At 50.3% G+C, this 15,432-nt stretch carries 12 protein-coding genes; 8 read left to right on the top strand and 4 right to left on the bottom strand.

Going from position 1 to position 15,432, the window contains the following annotated elements; all coding sequences use genetic code 11:
• Positions 1 to 219: 219 nt before the first annotated feature.
• Positions 220 to 1,110, bottom strand: a complete 891-nt coding sequence (locus BN8_RS23710; RefSeq protein ID WP_009284481.1) for an NAD-dependent epimerase/dehydratase family protein — start codon at positions 1,108 to 1,110, stop codon at positions 220 to 222.
• 204 nt (positions 1,111 to 1,314) lie between these two features.
• Here BN8_RS23710 and BN8_RS23705 point away from each other — a divergent pair, with 204 nt between their 5' ends.
• Both BN8_RS23705 and BN8_RS23700 read left to right on the top strand, forming a co-directional pair.
• Complete coding sequence (locus tag BN8_RS23705; RefSeq protein ID WP_009284480.1) at positions 1,315 to 1,806, top strand: MarR family winged helix-turn-helix transcriptional regulator; 492 nt, start codon at positions 1,315 to 1,317, stop codon at positions 1,804 to 1,806.
• Positions 1,799 to 2,260 carry a GNAT family N-acetyltransferase gene (locus BN8_RS23700; protein ID WP_009284479.1) on the top strand — a complete coding sequence of 154 codons (462 nt, stop codon included), beginning with the start codon at positions 1,799 to 1,801 and terminating at the stop codon, positions 2,258 to 2,260. Before BN8_RS23705 ends, BN8_RS23700 begins: the two co-directional genes overlap by 8 nt.
• Positions 2,261 to 2,262: 2 nt before the next feature.
• Here BN8_RS23700 and BN8_RS23695 read toward each other — a convergent pair whose 3' ends face one another.
• Positions 2,263 to 3,018, bottom strand: a complete 756-nt coding sequence (locus tag BN8_RS23695; RefSeq protein WP_009284478.1) for an SGNH/GDSL hydrolase family protein — start codon at positions 3,016 to 3,018, stop codon at positions 2,263 to 2,265.
• 205 nt (positions 3,019 to 3,223) lie between these two features.
• Entirely contained in the window at positions 3,224 to 4,513 is a 1,290-nt protein-coding gene (locus BN8_RS23690) for a UDP-N-acetylmuramoyl-tripeptide--D-alanyl-D-alanine ligase (RefSeq protein ID WP_009284477.1), read from the bottom strand.
• Positions 4,514 to 4,634: 121 nt separating this feature from the next.
• On the opposite strand from BN8_RS23690, the gene BN8_RS23685 reads away from it, so the two are divergent.
• Complete coding sequence (locus tag BN8_RS23685; protein WP_009284476.1) at positions 4,635 to 6,866, top strand: T9SS type A sorting domain-containing protein; 2,232 nt, start codon at positions 4,635 to 4,637, stop codon at positions 6,864 to 6,866.
• A gap of 38 nt (positions 6,867 to 6,904) precedes the next feature.
• Positions 6,905 to 7,282, top strand: coding sequence for a hypothetical protein (locus BN8_RS23680; RefSeq protein ID WP_009284475.1), 378 nt, complete (start codon positions 6,905 to 6,907; stop codon positions 7,280 to 7,282).
• A 69-nt stretch (positions 7,283 to 7,351) separates the two neighbouring features.
• On the opposite strand, the gene BN8_RS23675 is transcribed toward BN8_RS23680, so the two are convergent.
• Positions 7,352 to 8,932, bottom strand: coding sequence for a sensor histidine kinase (locus BN8_RS23675; RefSeq protein ID WP_009284474.1), 1,581 nt, complete (start codon positions 8,930 to 8,932; stop codon positions 7,352 to 7,354).
• 906 nt (positions 8,933 to 9,838) lie between these two features.
• Here BN8_RS23675 and BN8_RS23670 point away from each other — a divergent pair.
• From BN8_RS23670 to BN8_RS23660, 4 genes are all read left to right on the top strand, one after another.
• Entirely contained in the window at positions 9,839 to 11,929 is a 2,091-nt protein-coding gene (locus BN8_RS23670) for a PAS domain-containing hybrid sensor histidine kinase/response regulator (protein WP_009284472.1), read from the top strand.
• Between the two features lie 1,146 nt (positions 11,930 to 13,075).
• A complete protein-coding gene (locus tag BN8_RS23665; protein ID WP_144051800.1) occupies positions 13,076 to 13,612 on the top strand; it encodes a hypothetical protein in 537 nt (178 codons plus the stop codon).
• Between the two features lie 168 nt (positions 13,613 to 13,780).
• Entirely contained in the window at positions 13,781 to 13,966 is a 186-nt protein-coding gene (locus BN8_RS32600; RefSeq protein ID WP_083882540.1) for a DNA/RNA non-specific endonuclease, read from the top strand.
• 151 nt (positions 13,967 to 14,117) lie between these two features.
• On the top strand, positions 14,118 to 15,425 hold the full coding sequence (locus BN8_RS23660; RefSeq protein ID WP_009284471.1) for a GTPase-associated system all-helical protein GASH: 1,308 nt from the start codon (positions 14,118 to 14,120) through the stop codon (positions 15,423 to 15,425).
• Positions 15,426 to 15,432: the final 7 nt, after the last annotated feature.

Genomic DNA, 15,432 nt, shown 5'->3' with positions numbered 1-15,432 from the left:
CAGTTCTTAGCAGACAAGTCGTATGCCGCCGAGACTGGCTTGTTTCCAAGTAAAATACAAAATTAACGAGTATCCGTCAGAAAGGCTAACCGTTTGATATGACAACGTTTATTTCACAAAGGCCATGATGGTAATCTTGCTCTGCTCAATAAATCGAGCCTCGAATGGCGAACAGGAAGCTAATGATGGAGGCTACAAAAGGGTAGTAGCCGATGGACGTCATTCATCGCGTTGCGCGGCAAGGCTGCCAATTGGCAACACTTCCAGACTGCTTCGATCCAACTGGGCGAGCACTTCATCAAATCCATACCGGGGCTTCCATCCTAAGCCGGTCTCCGCTTCAGTACTCACATAAACCCGGTCAATTGACGACGGCAAAGCCCAGCCTCGTTCGTTAAAGGCGGTTACTAACTTTGGTACACGGTTCTCCAAGGCAACTACCGGATTGGTAGCTAAGTAGCTGCGGTCTTCCTCCTTAAAAGGGGTGGTGCCTGAAATAATGTACTGCTGATAGGCAGGTCCCTGATTCGCCAGAGCTGCTACATGCGCATCGGCTACATCCCGTACATCCACCCCTCGCGTTATCCGATAAATTGCCATCAGATTGGCCGCTTCAGGAAAGCAGCGCGACATCCGAATGACACGCACAGCAAGATGATTATTGGCCACCTCCCGTAGCAGGGTTTCGGCCGCCAGCTTAGTATGGTGGTAGATGCTTCGGGGTTGGGGTACTGTATCATCGGTCACCCAGGCGCAACGTCCATTTTCGATGGTTCTACCAAAAAGGGCGGTTGTGCTGGTGAAAACGAGTCGGCTGACCTGTGTCGCCTGAGCGGCTTCGGCCACCAGGCGGGTCCCCTCTACATTGATTCGGACAAACTCCGAATCAGGAAGTATGCCTACATGGGGCGCGTGAAGCGCTGCAGTATGAATGACCGCATCCGCGCCTTCCATGACACTGGTTAGCAGCGTTAAATCAGCAAAATCGGCCACTATCCGAGTGGTTGAGAAGGGACTTCGGTCAATGCCAATCACTTCATGTTGCGATGCCAGCGCATTATAAATGGCTCGTCCAACCCGGCCTGAACTGCCGGTAAGCACAATCTTCATATCGAATCTAACGTAATACCAGCCGTCAAAGGCGCGTGCTGTATTGTCGCTGCTACCTTACAACTTTATCATTCCCCCTTTCAGATGCGGGGCGTAGTCGTATTGAAAGCTAGCCGTGACTCGCATTAAAATATAGTACGTTTTGCTTGACATGATTCAAAACTATTACTATTTATGTAAGTACTTACGTAATTGCTTACTAATATGGATTTCATGGCAGAGTTAGCCGAGCTGGCTATGGCAAGTCGGCTTCGGCGGTTAAGTGATACGTACTGGCAGGCCGTCACGGCGATCTACCGCGAATCGGGGCTTGATTTTGAAGTGAAATGGGCAACGGTGTTCATCCTGATTGTACGGCAGGGGCCAATCAGTGTCATGGATATTGCCGAACGGCTGGGTGTCACGCATCCGGGTGTCATTCAGGTCGTCAACGAACTGGTGCAGCGGGGCCTGGTTACGTCCGAGAAGTCAGGAAAAGATAGCCGCAAACGACTGCTCTCGCTCAGTCCGGACGGCGAAGCGATGGTCCCGAAATTACAACCGCTCTGGGACGCGTTCGTGGCCGTAAACCGGCAGATGCTCACCAATCAGACGCATAATTTACTGCAGTCGCTTCAGGAAATGGAAGAGCAGTTGGCCGAAAAACCATTTGTCAATCGCGTTCGCGACCATTTAAATCAATCAAACCATGAATAATTTTACCATCATTCCGTACGAACCCCGCTACCAGCCGGACTTCAAACGGCTGAACGTTGAATGGATCAGTCGCGACTTCACGCTCGAACCCCACGATCTGGAGCAGTTAGACCATCCCGAAACACATATCCTGCCTAATCAGGGCGCCATTTTCCTGGCCAAACTCGACGACGAGATCGTTGGGACCGTAGCGCTCGTTAATACCGGCGAAACGGGTTTTGAGCTGGCCAAAATGTCGGTGACGCCCAAAGCACAGGGACGAGGCATTGGCAAGCAGTTGTGTCTGGCGGCTTTGGATTACGCACGTCAGATTGGATTACGTTCCGTGTGGCTCGAATCGAACCGACGGGCCAAAACGGCGTTGGCTCTCTACGAACGGGTTGGCTTTCGGGAAGTACCCCTGGTACCGTCGCCCTACGCCCGCGCCGACATCCGGATGGAGATCGACTTATAAAACTATTTCAACACGGGGCCTATCGCCTTAGCCCAGATCTGGTAGCCGGCGGCTTGCATATGCAGGCTATCGCCTTTGAACAGATGCCCCATCGGCTGCTGATTAGCACCCAGCATGGGGGTGTACACATCCACAAACCGGGTGTTTCGTTTGGTGGACAGGTATTGTTTAATGAGCCGGTTCGCTTCAATAACGATCGGCTGATATTGCCGACGCGACGGACTGGGTTTGATCGAAATAAAAACAAACGGAACGCCCGGCAGACGCTTACGGACGTATTCGAACAGATCAACGAATCGATCGTAGGTTTGCTGGGCCGTCTGTTTACCCGTAGCAATGTCGTTTTCGCCCGCGTACAGAACGATCTGCTTGGGTCGGTACTTCACAATAATCCGATCCGCAAAGTGTCGTACATCGCTTAACTGCGAGCCACCGAAGCCGCGGTTCAGCACAGTCTTGTCCGGGAAGTACTGCGGCAGACCGTTCCAGAGTCGAATGGATGAACTGCCTGTAAACAGAATAGGTCGCCTGGGAGGGGGCGTCTGCTGGTCCTTAGCTTCAAACGCTTTGATCTCCGACTCAAAAGGAGCGGGTTGCCCGAGAGCATGAAAGGAAAGCAATAAAAAGAAAATAAAGCGCATAGGGTTAAAAACGAACGAGTGAAGCTTCAAAGAGCAAATGAGCGAATCGGTTTGCCGAAGCGGAGTGAAAAAATGAATCGGAGCGCCGAGTTGGAGCGAAGATATGAGTTTCTGCATTTACGTTTTTAACGGTTCTACGCGATTTGATCATTATTCAACAGTGCCGTAGGTGTGAGATGTTTGTAGAAATCACACATCGGAAAACCTATACCACATTTTTCTACACATTCACTTTCTCAATTCCCCAGTTCACTCCGGCTCGGTATCCTTCCTGATTCACTCTGCTTCGGCGGACCAATTCATTCTTTCGCTCTTTCACTCTTTAAAGAAACGGCAGTACCGTTTCCAGACTCATGCCCCGCGACCCTTTGACTAAAATATGGGTGTTGGTCATGGGGTGATCGATCAGCCAGTTATGCAGTGAAAACTTGTCGGGGAAATAGTACGCTTTCGGCAATGCCCCGAGCGCGTATTTCATATCCTGTCCCGCCAGAACGACCGTATCGAACCGTCCCTGAGCAATCAGATCGCCGAGGGCTGCGTGTTCGGCGGGACTTTCGGCGCCGAGTTCGTACATATCGCCCAGAATAACCACTTTCCGCTGGGCGGGCATGGCCATAAACTGCCGGATCGCAGCCGCCATTGAACTTGGATTAGCATTATACGCATCCAGCAGGACCGTATTGGACCCTTTCGTAATTACCTGCGACCGGTTATTGGTGGGGTTGTAGTCTGCTACGGCCCGGTTGGCTTCTTCGGGTGTTACGCCAAACGCCCGGCCGATGGCCAGGGCCGCGGCCATGTTCTCAAAATTGTAGCGGCCGGGCAGGTGCGTCGTAATCTCATGATTGTCGGCATCGCGGTAGATCACCACCGGCGTTTCCTGAATCAGCGTGGGGAGGTTATCCTGCCGGTACAGCACAACGTCGGCAAACGACCGCTGGTAGAACATATCCATCAGCGTTGGGTCCTGGGCGTTGACAAATACGGTACCGCCGGATGCTGCCAGGAAGTCGAACAGTTCGCCTTTCCCTTTCCGAACGCCTTCGATACCCCCGAAACCTTCGAGGTGTGCTTTACCGACATTCGTAATGAGCCCGTGCGTTGGCTGAGCGATGGAGCAGAGGAGTTCAATCTCCTGCTGGTGGTTGGCACCCATCTCTACTACGGCCAGTTCGTACTGTTCATTGATGGCCAGTACGGTCAGCGGTACGCCGATGTGGTTGTTCAGATTGCCGCGTGTGGCGTAAGTTTTATAATTTTTTGATAAGACTGCCGCAATGAGTTCTTTAGTCGTTGTTTTTCCATTAGAACCCGTCAGGCCGATAACTGGGATCGTAATTGTCTGGCGGTGACGCCTTGCCAGGTCCTGCAGGGCCGCGAGGCTGTTGCCGACCAGCAGGAAGCGGGTTGGGTGGCGGGCCGCTACGTCGGGATCATCGACCAGCGCATACCGGGCTCCCGACGCCAGCGCCTGTTCGGCAAACTGATTGCCGTCGAATGTATCACCCCGCAGGGCTACAAACAGGCAATTGGCCGTGATGGCCCGCGTATCGGTCGAGACTCCCGAGCATTCTAAAAATTTATGATATACGTCGTCGATGGAAAGCATACAGGACAAACATAAAAAGGACGATCATTCGTTTTCTCATTGCGGGTCGGCCTACATTGGCAGATGCCTGTCAGTTGCCAATCCCAGTCATACCCGTTTTTTGAGAAACGCCCAAAAATAGATGAAAAAGCGGTTTACTCTCCTGTTGTTTTTACTTCCTTTCTGTATACAGACCCAGTCGGGGGCGCAGACTACGTTTGGGTTTCGCTACGATCTGACCCCCAGCGTCAGTATTGATGGGCGGATGCTGCGTAATCCGTGGGCCGGCGGCCTGAACGCTACGCAGTATTCGACTGTACATCTGAATGGCGATGCCCGCGAGGATCTGGTTGTCTATGACCGTACCACCAATAAAATCAGTACGTTCGTTGCCGTTGAAAACCCTGCCGGCGGCATTGCCTGGCAGTATGCCCCCGAATACGAAGCCGCTTTCCCAAGGACGTTTAATTGGCTGCAACTCGTTGATTATGATATGGATGGAAAAAAGGATCTGTTCGTGAGCGGCACCGGCTTAACTCCCTTAGTTTATCGTAATGACTCGCAGAATGGCCAAGTGAAATTTGCCGTAAAGGCAGATACAATACTGGCTGAAGGATTCAGCGGAATCATTAATCTCTACATAGCTCCGTCCGATAAACCAGCTATTGTTGACTACGACGACGATGGCGATGTGGATATACTGGCATACGACGTCCTGGGGAATTTTATATCCTATTTCCAGAACATGAGTATGGAACGTACTAAGAAACCGGGGCTGGACTTCAAGCGGATCGGGCTTTGCTGGGGGCGTTTCAGCAGTAATCAGTTTTGCAACGATTTTGTATTCGGTATCCAATGTGGGGACGATGACGGACAAAGTACCTTTCCGAGCAGTGGACGGGTACTGCATACGGGCAACACCGTGACCGTAATCGACACCGACGGCGACGGGAAGAAAGATTTACTGCTTGGCCATGTCTCCTGCCAGAACATATCCCGTTTGCGCAGTAACGGGCCTAACAACGAAAAGGCGGCTTATATCGGTTTCGATAGTCTGTTTCCGGCTCAGCAGCCAATTATTTTACCCGCTTTCCCGTCGACATTCTGGGAGGACGTAGACGGCGATGGCGTAAAGGACTTGCTGGCGTCGCCCAACGTATCGTTCAATGAAGGCCAACTGATGGACTTCAGGGCATCGGGCTGGTACTACAAAAATCAGGGAACAAATCAGTTGCCGGATTTTCGGCTGGTGCAGAAAGACTTTTTGCAGAACGACATGCTGGATCTGGGCGAAAGTGCGGCCCCGGCCCTGGCCGATCTCGACGGCGACGGTGATGTTGATCTGCTCGTCGGCTACAGTGGCGAACGCATCGGAACCAGTTACCGGGCGGGTCTTTGGTATTTCGAAAATAAGGGGACGCCTGCCAAACCCGCGTTTGAGCGTACCAACGCCGATTACCTGGGCATCCGGCAGTCGCTGGCACTGTCGGACGTAGTACCGGCCTTTACTGACGTAGATGGCAACGGTAGTCTCGATCTGGTGCTGACGGGGGTTAGTCAAAAAGGTGTTGAAATTCGGGTGCTTTTCAACCAGGCAGGACCCGGTGCTGCTGCCCGCTACGATCTGGCGCAGGCACAGCTTTGGCCGACTCCGGACTTCGTTGGCCCCGGTGATCTGCCGACCATCACCGATGTTGACCGCGACGGCCGGCCGGATTTGTTGATTGGTAAAGCGGAAGGAACCATACAATATTACCGCAACACCGGTACGCCCACCAGCCCGTCGCTTCAATTGCAGAACCAGCAGTTTGGTGGTTTCAAAATTGATACCGAAACAAGAGCCCGATCGCTGGTTCTGTCCGATCTGAACGGCGACCGGATCAACGAACTCGTGGCGGCTACCAACAGCGGTCAGGTACGTATCTACCGGATGCCCGATCGCCCTGACCAACCCCTAACCTTGCTTGATTCGTTGCCAGGGATCGGCTTGCCCGGCACGGGATTGCGGGCCGCCCTGGCTGATCTGGATGGGGACCAGTTGCCCGATCTGATGCTCGGCAGCCTGGCGGGTGGGATACGGTATCTGAAAAATAGTTCGCAGAAGCAGGTCGTTACGGCACTGCCCGGCGAGGAAATTACGCAGCCCTGGGCTTACCCAAACCCCACCAACCGGTACTTGACCGTGCGGACACCGTACGATGGACGTATTGAACTGGTATCAATGTCGGGGCAGTTAGTACGGCCTTCGCAGGCGGTTTGGTCCAGCACGGAAACTATTGTCGATCTGGGCACACTACCCGACGGAATGTATTTCCTGCGTTTGCAGGCCGAGAACCGTCCGGTGCGGGTGCAGAAAATAGTTGTCTGGAAGTAAGTCAAAACCTAGGCCGGGGCTTACTGGTTACTACGGGTATGGAACGAAACAACGTAACACCCGACGGCCCAAGCCAGCAGCGCGTGGACCAGCAGACGGGCGGCCCGCAGGAAGGTATGTCGCCCCAGCACACCAACGTACCAGAGGATAATTACGAAGAGGATACCGCCGTTTATGCCGGACTGGGCGTGAACAACGAACCCGACGTCTATGATCGTCCTGACGACGAAGCCGTAGATACGATCCTGTATACCGACTCGGCTACGGCCCGGCACGCGACGGATGGCGTCTCGAACGACGAAGATATGGACGATTTACCCGAGGATTTGCTCGACGACGATGTGTCGGATGAGGAATTGGATCGGGAGATCAGCGAACTGGCCGAGGACGAAGAAGTCGGCGGAGAGCCGTATTGATTACCATTCCGGGTTTGATGTTGCAAGCTTCGGTCAGGACGTTGCCTCGGAACATTAAACCCGGAACGTTTACCGGGTCAATACAAATGGCGCTGGTTCGGCGGGTAAGTAGACTGTGAAAGTAGCTCCCTGGTCTGGCTGGCTGCTGACACTCAGGTATCCCTTGTGGTTTTCAACAACTTTCTGCACAATGGCCAGCCCAATGCCCGTACCCTGATACTGGCTTCTGTTATGTAGCCGCTGGAAGACGGTAAAAATCTGACTCGTATACTTCTCCTCAAACCCAATACCATTATCCTGAATGCTGATGGCGTAGAAAGGCTTATCCAGATCTGCCGTCGCTATGGTTTGGCCAGAGAGAGGACGAATGGTCTGGCCTGTAAGCTGTTTACAATCAATAGTTATGCGCGGGGAGATCCCCGGCTTCGAAAATTTAAGTGCATTGCTAAGCAGATTCTGCAACACCTGCCGAAGCTGCATAGCCTCACCCGCTACGGTTGGCAGCGATGTGCTGTCCACCTCCGCCCGTTTTTCCTGAATAACCGTTTCCAGATCATTCAGCACATCGTTCAGGACGTCCTGTAGATTGACACGCTGAAACGGCGCTTTCGTCGAAGTCAGCCGCGAATACGCCAGCAGATCCTGAATGAGTACGTTCATGCGCTGGGCCGCCGATTGCATCCGGTTCAGCAACGCCGTGTTTTCGGTGCCAATTTCAGTATGGCTCTGAAGGATATTGCCGAAGGTCGTAATCTTACGCAGCGGTTCCTGTAAGTCATGTGATGCTACGTAGGCGAACTGCTCGAGGTTTTTGTTCGACTGCTGAAGTTCCTCGATCGTATGCTGGAGTTGGTTTTCGTAGCGTTTAGCTGGCGTAATATCCAGAAAGTTGACCAATACGCCATCCCCCAGCTTACTAACCGATACATTGAACCAGGCATCTCCCGAGTCCATATAAACCTCATGGTGCCACGGGGTTCCGGTAGTAATCGTTTGAATGTATGTCTGAAACAGATCGTAGCCGGAGTTACCGGGCAGGGCCCGTTCCGGATACCGTTCGAGCAAGGTGTAGTTACTGAGATCAGCTTCAGTCTGGTGCGTCATACGTAGCGCAGCCGGGTTCCAGCGCGTCGCCCGGAAGTCGCAGATTTGGTCGTGTTCGTCCCGGATAGCCTGATAACAGATAACGCCGTTCAGCGAACCGTTCAGAATACTGTCTAATAGTTCGGATTGCTCCTGAGCCGCCAGAGCCGCTTTTTTCAACGCTGTGATGTCGGCAAACGAAATAGCCGCACCGTCGCCGTATTTCTGGAACGTCAGTTCAAACCAGCGTTCCTGCGTACCGGGTATTGGAAAATTGATCTGCGTACGGGCAATTTCACCGGTATCGACAACGTGCCGGGCGTAGGTCCACAGTTCGTTTCGGAAGGCCGCAGAAAATAGGTCGGAAGCGGTCCGGTTCAGCATGGTCGCTTCGGTCATACCGATGAGCTCTTCGGCCTGCTGATTCGCCAGGGTCAGCCGAAAATCCTGAATATCGCCTTTTGCGTTGCGAAGGCACTCAAAGAGCATGATCCCGTTGCCGTAAAAATTCAGGGCGGCTCTCAATACGGCCGGGTCAGCGGTGGGAATAGAGGAAGAGCCTTTCATAACTTCATTCGCTGAGTAGGGTACTTATCAGTCTGTTAAGTGCCCAGTATTCATAATATCATTAACTTTTTGTTGTTTAAATAGCTGATTTGCAGCTGTTAAACATAAGAGTATTTTGTTGTACGTAAAATTATTCAAAATGGTGGATTTTAACGGACGTACTAATCGATCTACCAATCTTGTTGAGTAAATATGCTATTATAACGATTACATTGTCAGGGTATTTTCTACAAAAGCAGTGCCATTTTTAGTAACGCTAATTAATTGGGCGGTATTGGATGTTTGAACTCGATCGGTCAATTGTCAGTCAGTAGAGGTCAATTGTTTTTACGGATTTCTCGCTGAACTACATTCAACTCTAGAGAACCAGAAGCTTGCTGTATTGGTAGATAGCGCCTTTAGGTTTGCTTCATGCTGTGAATCCGGTTAAGCACAGTTCATTACGCTTCTCTGCGGCCGATAAGCCCGGGGCTGAACCAATTTACCTACGGTAAAATCCGGGTTGACTGAGTGCTGTGGGGAAAGCTGCTCAATTGTGTATATGAAATTCCCCCTATTAGCTTTCAGGCGAAGGGGTTGCTCAATGTGTTCGCTATGACCTCAATCGTCAGGCTGCACCAGATGGCTTGTCGGTATCCCACCAGATTTAGAACGTAAAAGAAGCCGCTTCATCTTGGTCAGAGCAAACAATTACGGGTAAGCTATACATTTATCTGCCGTATCTGAAAATAGAAACTTGGGGATAGGCAAAGTTTGCCCAATACGCTGGCGGGGATCACTCCCCAATTCATGCAAACTTTTCAGGCTGAATTTGCTTACCAGAGCAAGGCGTTTTTTCATTCATAGCCGGGGACAGTCTCCAGATAAAAAAGCTACTCGCCTGTTTTTCTACTAATTCTAACTCTAATGGAAGCAGATGAAAACCAAGGTGGTACGAACGCCGTGCCTTCGCCCGGACAGCAGCCATGGCCGCATTCCCAGGTCCAACAGCGACTCATTCTGGAAAGCGCCAAAGACTACGCCATTTTCACTACCGACCTTCAGCGACGGGTAACGAGTTGGAACAGCGGGGCTCAAGCTTTGCTGGGTTATGAAGAAGCCGAAATCATCGGCCAGTCAGGTGATATTCTTTTTACCCCCGAAGATCAGGCCGCCGGTGCTCCCCAAAAGGAAGCCCAAACCGCCATCGCGCAGGGGCAGGTTGAAAATGAACGCTGGCATTGCCGAAAAGATGGCTCACAGTTCTATGGTTCGGGCGTAGTTACTCCCTTGCACGATGAGGGTGGTAACCTCATAGGATTAGTTAAAGTGCTGCGCGATCTGACCCTCCAGAAAAAGGCTCAGGATGAGTTACAGCGAATCGAAAAACGAAAATCATATCTGCTTAAACTGAGTGATGAACTACGGCCACTGACTGATCCTGTTGAAATACAGGCCAGGGCAGCTCAACTCCTGGGCGAACATCTGGGCTCGGATCGGGCCTACTACGTAGAGGTTCGGGAAGAGACCGATGAGTTTGTTGTAGTCCGGGACTGGCACCAGTCTGGTGCTTCGAGCCACGCCCGACGGTACCCGCTGGGAGACTGGCCTATGCCGTGGCTCATTAATGGCAAGACCTGGGTTGTGTACGATACCAACACTGACCCTGCCATGCCCGACGACCAACGAGCGTCTTATCTGGGGAATGACATTGGGGCTGCGGTGGTCGTACCCCTCATTAAACAGGGACGACTGGTGGCCACCTTTGTGACCAATCAGCGTAGGCCCCGCCGATGGACACCCACCGACATTAGTCTGGTAGAGGAAACCGCTGAGCGCACGTGGGCAGCGGTGGAACGAGCAAAAGCTGAAGAGACGCTGCGGGTGGCAGACCGTCGTAAAGACGAGTTTCTGGCTATGTTAGGCCATGAATTACGCAACCCCCTGGCGACCATCGCCAATACGTTGTTGCTGCTGGAACTAACCAAAGGAGCTGATGAAAGTTTATCCTACGACAAAGCCATCAGGTTGATGACTCGGGAAGCCAATCATCTCAACCGGATGATGGACGATTTGCTGGATGTGAGCCGCATCCGGCAAGGCAAGATCAAGCTACAGCGAAACCGAGTCGACTTGAATCAATTGGTTCAGCAGACAGTCGAAACGGCTCAGTCGCTTTATCACGAACATAACCGGCACCTGGCGCTTCGGGTACCTTCCTTGCCCCTGCATGTGTATGGCGATGCTACCCGGCTGGCCCAGGTGCTGATGAATCTGTTGACCAATGGGGTTAAGTATACGCACGAAGGCGGACATGTCTGGGTGATTCTGGAAACTACGGGACCTTCTGCGGTACTACGGGTGAAGGATGATGGCATGGGTATTCCCCGCGACGAGCAGCGCGCTATCTTTGAAATCTTTGTGCAGGGCAACACCTCCCTTGATCGTCCTCATGGTGGTTTAGGCTTAGGTCTGGCCGTAGCGAAACAACTGGTTGAAAGCCATGAGGGCACCATTACTGTCTTTAGTGAGGGCTTGAATAAGGGTAGTGAATTCCGGATTGAGCTACCGCTGCCCGAGGCATCGCCCCCCGTCCAGGAGATTACTGATGAAGCGCAGCCTGTCAAATCAGCATCGGGGCAACGTCCTTCCGTAAGCCGGGTATTAATCGTCGACGACAATAAAGACCTGGCTGACATGACGGCTAAATTAATTCAGCTAAAAGGTTATGAGGTGCATACCCGCTATAGTGGCCCTGAGGCTCTGGAGGCTGCGGGAGCCTTATTGCCAACTGTTATTCTGTTAGACATCGGTATGCCTTACCTGGATGGCTATGCAGTTTGTCAGCAGATTCGCCGTCAGCCCTGGGGTCAATCGATGGCCATCATTGCGCTGACGGGCTATGGACAGGAAGCTGACAAACAGCGCAGCCGGGCGGTTGGCTTCGACGATCACCTGCTCAAACCAATAGATTACCCGTTATTGATGGAAACCATCGCGAGGTACATCGATTCCTGAAAATAATGGTATATGCCTCCTGATTGACAACTTGGCATTTCACTGGCAAAGGGCCACAGACAGTTTACCGATCTGTTACAAAGCCAGAACCATCCACCGATTGCATGTACCCGGGCGAAGAGCTGAAACGTCAGACGTATCGTTGCTGGCAAACAAGTCAGTAGATTAATGTACACAAAAACAGGCTCAATTGGCTTTTGATGATGCCATCCCAAATGATGTACACTATTTGGCGTTGGTAGCAGGTCTGGCGTTATTGTCGGCAGGTGGAAGCCCGGATAAAAGCCTTGGCAGCAGGAGCAAAAAAGTAAACCGTAACTCTCGGAGTGATTAATTCAAAGTCTTGCAGGGGCGTATCGCGGGTTCTGAAAACTTCTTACGGATACGTAATGCGTTGCTCGTCCGGCTAGACAGAAAAAAGCCCACAATCATTAGACTGTGGGCTTTTGAGCCTCCTACGGGACTTGAACTAAGACTGTAAATACTTGATTTACAGAGGTTAATTTAAGGGATTTTTGCCGGGGGACGAATAAGGGGACGAATTTAACAACAGGGGACGAGCTGCAAACAAATATTTCATCTCCTTGATTTGTCGAGGCTGTTACTTGGGGTAATTTTACAGTGTATTAAGTTGACCTTTGGTCTAACTTGGTTTGGTCAGAATTGGGCGGGTGGTTCCCCCGGCCTTTTTTGATGCAGTATCAATCCGCATTCTATCTATCGTTGAATCGATATTGAGGAGTTGGGTTCCTTCCTTTTTGAGTGTAAAAAATGAGAGTGATCCACCCCTACCGCCACCCAACCTATTTATAACGATAACCTAGCGCTGTGTATTCGCGATGGGGCTAAGACTGGCCCCTCCAGCGAATCTGTAGTAATGCCTTAACGGTGTTGCCGGTCAGCATACTTATCGGCGTATGTGGCGCCTTTGTCACTACCTACTGCAGCCAGCCCTCACCCCTAGAGATTGCCAGCGTTTACGGTAGGCGGTTGGCCGACCCACTTATCTGTTATCTTCTGCACACTACGTTTAATAAGGTTACGGCAATTTCCAAGACATCTTATTGAGCCTCAGCATCATTCCTCCTATCATTGTATAAATAGGTTGTTGTCATACTAATTAAAGGTTATATAATTCTTTTGTCCATGATAGCTTTATTTGTAAAACGCGTATTGGCTTCAGTGATAATAGCCTATTGTTTAATTTCATGTAACAAGAATCCAGAAAAGGATACATCTGAAATGTTAAAGGGTGAGTGGATAACAAACTTTGAACATCAAAACGTGAAAGGCAGGCAGATGTACAGGTTCGAAGGAGATTCCATTGGTATGATGTATTTACAATACGAAATTTCTAATGGATTTTTTTCGTCTAGTTCTGACTGTTCATGTTTGGGACCGATAAAATGGTCTGTTTCCAGTGTAGATTCATTTAGGGTTGATATCCTCAACGTAGGGGCTAATCAACTATTGAAAGTCAAAACTGGAGAAGTTGAGTGCGAATGCCATGCGGCTGGCAGTGGTAGCGACTATCTGTATACGCAACAACAACAAGAGAGATTTGGATTTCATGGTACAAACTTTCCGATCATCAGTATTAGAAAAGACACATTATCAATAGCGAATGATTTTGATAACGAAGTATTACCTGCTCCAATATTCATATTTGCTAGAAAGAAATAAACTGAACTGCTAGTGGGGTATAATAACCTCTGTGCAAGGCTGAGTCCGTTCTTTAGTGCCCCCATATATCCAGCACATCACCATCGTTCAAATTGGTTTAGCACGGCCGAAGAGAGTCGTTCTTTATCACAGCAACATCTTACCTCAGCATAATTTCAGACCTGGGCTCTGCTGGAGGAATACTGTCGTAAGCTGGTTAGCGAAGGCAACGAACTGTACATCATAGCTGGCACTTGGGGTAAAGGCGGAGAAGGTGACAACGGTAGCGCTCAGACGATAGTAGGGAGTAAATTGACGGTACCAGCTGCCTTGTGGAAGATGATTGTGGTGCTACCAGTAATATGGCACATTTAAAACAGGAAAAAAGAAACAAAAAAATAGGTCGGATTGAAGACCGTATTAATAGCTCTGTCAAATGTGACATAAACAGTTGAGCAATATGTCAAAAAGGCATGAGTAACTACAATGGCCTATTTGTTGAGCTAATACAAGAAACCATTCCGAAATGACTGAATCAATACTTCAAGCTTATCTTAACGAACAGCACATCAAAACTGGTGTTCAGGAAAATGTTGAAAGCCTGAAAAAGGCCGTAAAGGAAATTACTACCTACCTTACGAAAAGGAAGGAAAAGGCAGACATAATACCGTTTACGCTTGTCGCACTCGACCCGAAGGTGAAAGACAGCGACCCAGTGGTTCAACAGGTGGAAGAGATCATCATTAAAAAGTGGTCTGCTTTTAAAAATAGTGTGACTGCCACCAAGGATAAATCCACTACATACGTTAGGGCAGTGATCCTGGAATCGCTAAACCAATTGTCGATTGAGGATACCGCCACGGCAGCATTAATTTGGCTGACAGCTCGTGATGTGGTCAGGCATTACAAACTGGGTTCAGAGGAGAGCGTGATCAGCGGTCTTCTTCAGGAGTTGGCCGACAAAACGGAGGAAAATGGACAGGCGGCATGGGGTATTAGCCGAAAACTTCAGACAATTAAATTTAATGGAGCTGAAATTTCTATTTCTGGAATAAAAGCATCACAAATCGATGAAGAAGCCCTGAAAGTACATTTGCTCAATGCGATGGTTTACAAAGGGTGGAAAAATGATGCAGGGGGAGGAAATAATCCGCACTATCATGGGCAGAACAATTGGGAATGGCCAAAATACATGGCCGAACACTCGGCCGAAGGAATTACCGAGGTTGTTAATTCAGCTTTATCACAGCAAAATAGATCCCTTTCCACTATTACCACCTCCATACAAAAGAGCCTGGGTAGTTATTTCGCTCAAATTCAACCGTTTTTCGAAAACCTAAATACCTCGTTAGCTAGCAGTATCACAGCCAACAACAAGCGCAGCGAACTCCTCTGGTGGAAGCAATCGCTGTATTCCCGTTCACTTAATTCAAGCTACCGCAGCTTAGATCCATTGAACGCGGCCGTTTCCATGGCACTCGATCTTGCCGAACAGGTGGAGGCTACTTACCCGGAAAGTGTGGATTACCTGCTTCGGGAAACATTGAAAGACGTGCACAGGGAGCAAGCAGAGGAAGAACGCCTGCTCACTGACTGGTTGACAGATAGCAGCAACCTTGACAAGAACATTCGATTAGCTTTGAATCAATATGCTTTAGAAGGAGACGCACGAAAACCCTTGCTTAGTGCATGGTCTAATGTTGTGAAGTTGGGTAACACCTCAGATTTTTTTACAGAAACGGGTGTCAACAAAACAGCCAAGCTGACAGTGTCCGATCTGGCGGTGTGGTTGTTTCATGGGTTGCAAGCACATAAACTGGCAACCACAAAATAACGCAGGA

It is taken from the genome of Fibrisoma limi BUZ 3 (assembly GCF_000296815.2).
Lineage (GTDB): Bacteria > Bacteroidota > Bacteroidia > Cytophagales > Spirosomataceae > Fibrisoma > Fibrisoma limi.
The sequence above is the reverse complement of the archived record's forward strand: the minus strand, read 5'-3'. Positions and strand labels throughout refer to the sequence as shown.

Bases quoted from the DNA above. Each gene is read 5' to 3' on its own strand.
- BN8_RS23710 (WP_009284481.1), bottom strand. From the start codon at position 1,110: ATGAAGATTGTGCTTACCGGCAGTTCAGGCCGGGTTGGACGAGCCATT.
- BN8_RS23705 (WP_009284480.1), top strand. From the start codon at position 1,315: ATGGATTTCATGGCAGAGTTAGCCGAGCTGGCTATGGCAAGTCGGCTT.
- BN8_RS23700 (WP_009284479.1), top strand. From the start codon at position 1,799: ATGAATAATTTTACCATCATTCCGTACGAACCCCGCTACCAGCCGGAC.
- BN8_RS23695 (WP_009284478.1), bottom strand. From the start codon at position 3,018: ATGCAGAAACTCATATCTTCGCTCCAACTCGGCGCTCCGATTCATTTT.
- BN8_RS23690 (WP_009284477.1), bottom strand. From the start codon at position 4,513: ATGCTTTCCATCGACGACGTATATCATAAATTTTTAGAATGCTCGGGA.
- BN8_RS23685 (WP_009284476.1), top strand. From the start codon at position 4,635: ATGAAAAAGCGGTTTACTCTCCTGTTGTTTTTACTTCCTTTCTGTATA.
- BN8_RS23680 (WP_009284475.1), top strand. From the start codon at position 6,905: ATGGAACGAAACAACGTAACACCCGACGGCCCAAGCCAGCAGCGCGTG.
- BN8_RS23675 (WP_009284474.1), bottom strand. From the start codon at position 8,932: ATGAAAGGCTCTTCCTCTATTCCCACCGCTGACCCGGCCGTATTGAGA.
- BN8_RS23670 (WP_009284472.1), top strand. From the start codon at position 9,839: ATGGAAGCAGATGAAAACCAAGGTGGTACGAACGCCGTGCCTTCGCCC.
- BN8_RS23665 (WP_144051800.1), top strand. From the start codon at position 13,076: ATGATAGCTTTATTTGTAAAACGCGTATTGGCTTCAGTGATAATAGCC.
- BN8_RS23660 (WP_009284471.1), top strand. From the start codon at position 14,118: ATGACTGAATCAATACTTCAAGCTTATCTTAACGAACAGCACATCAAA.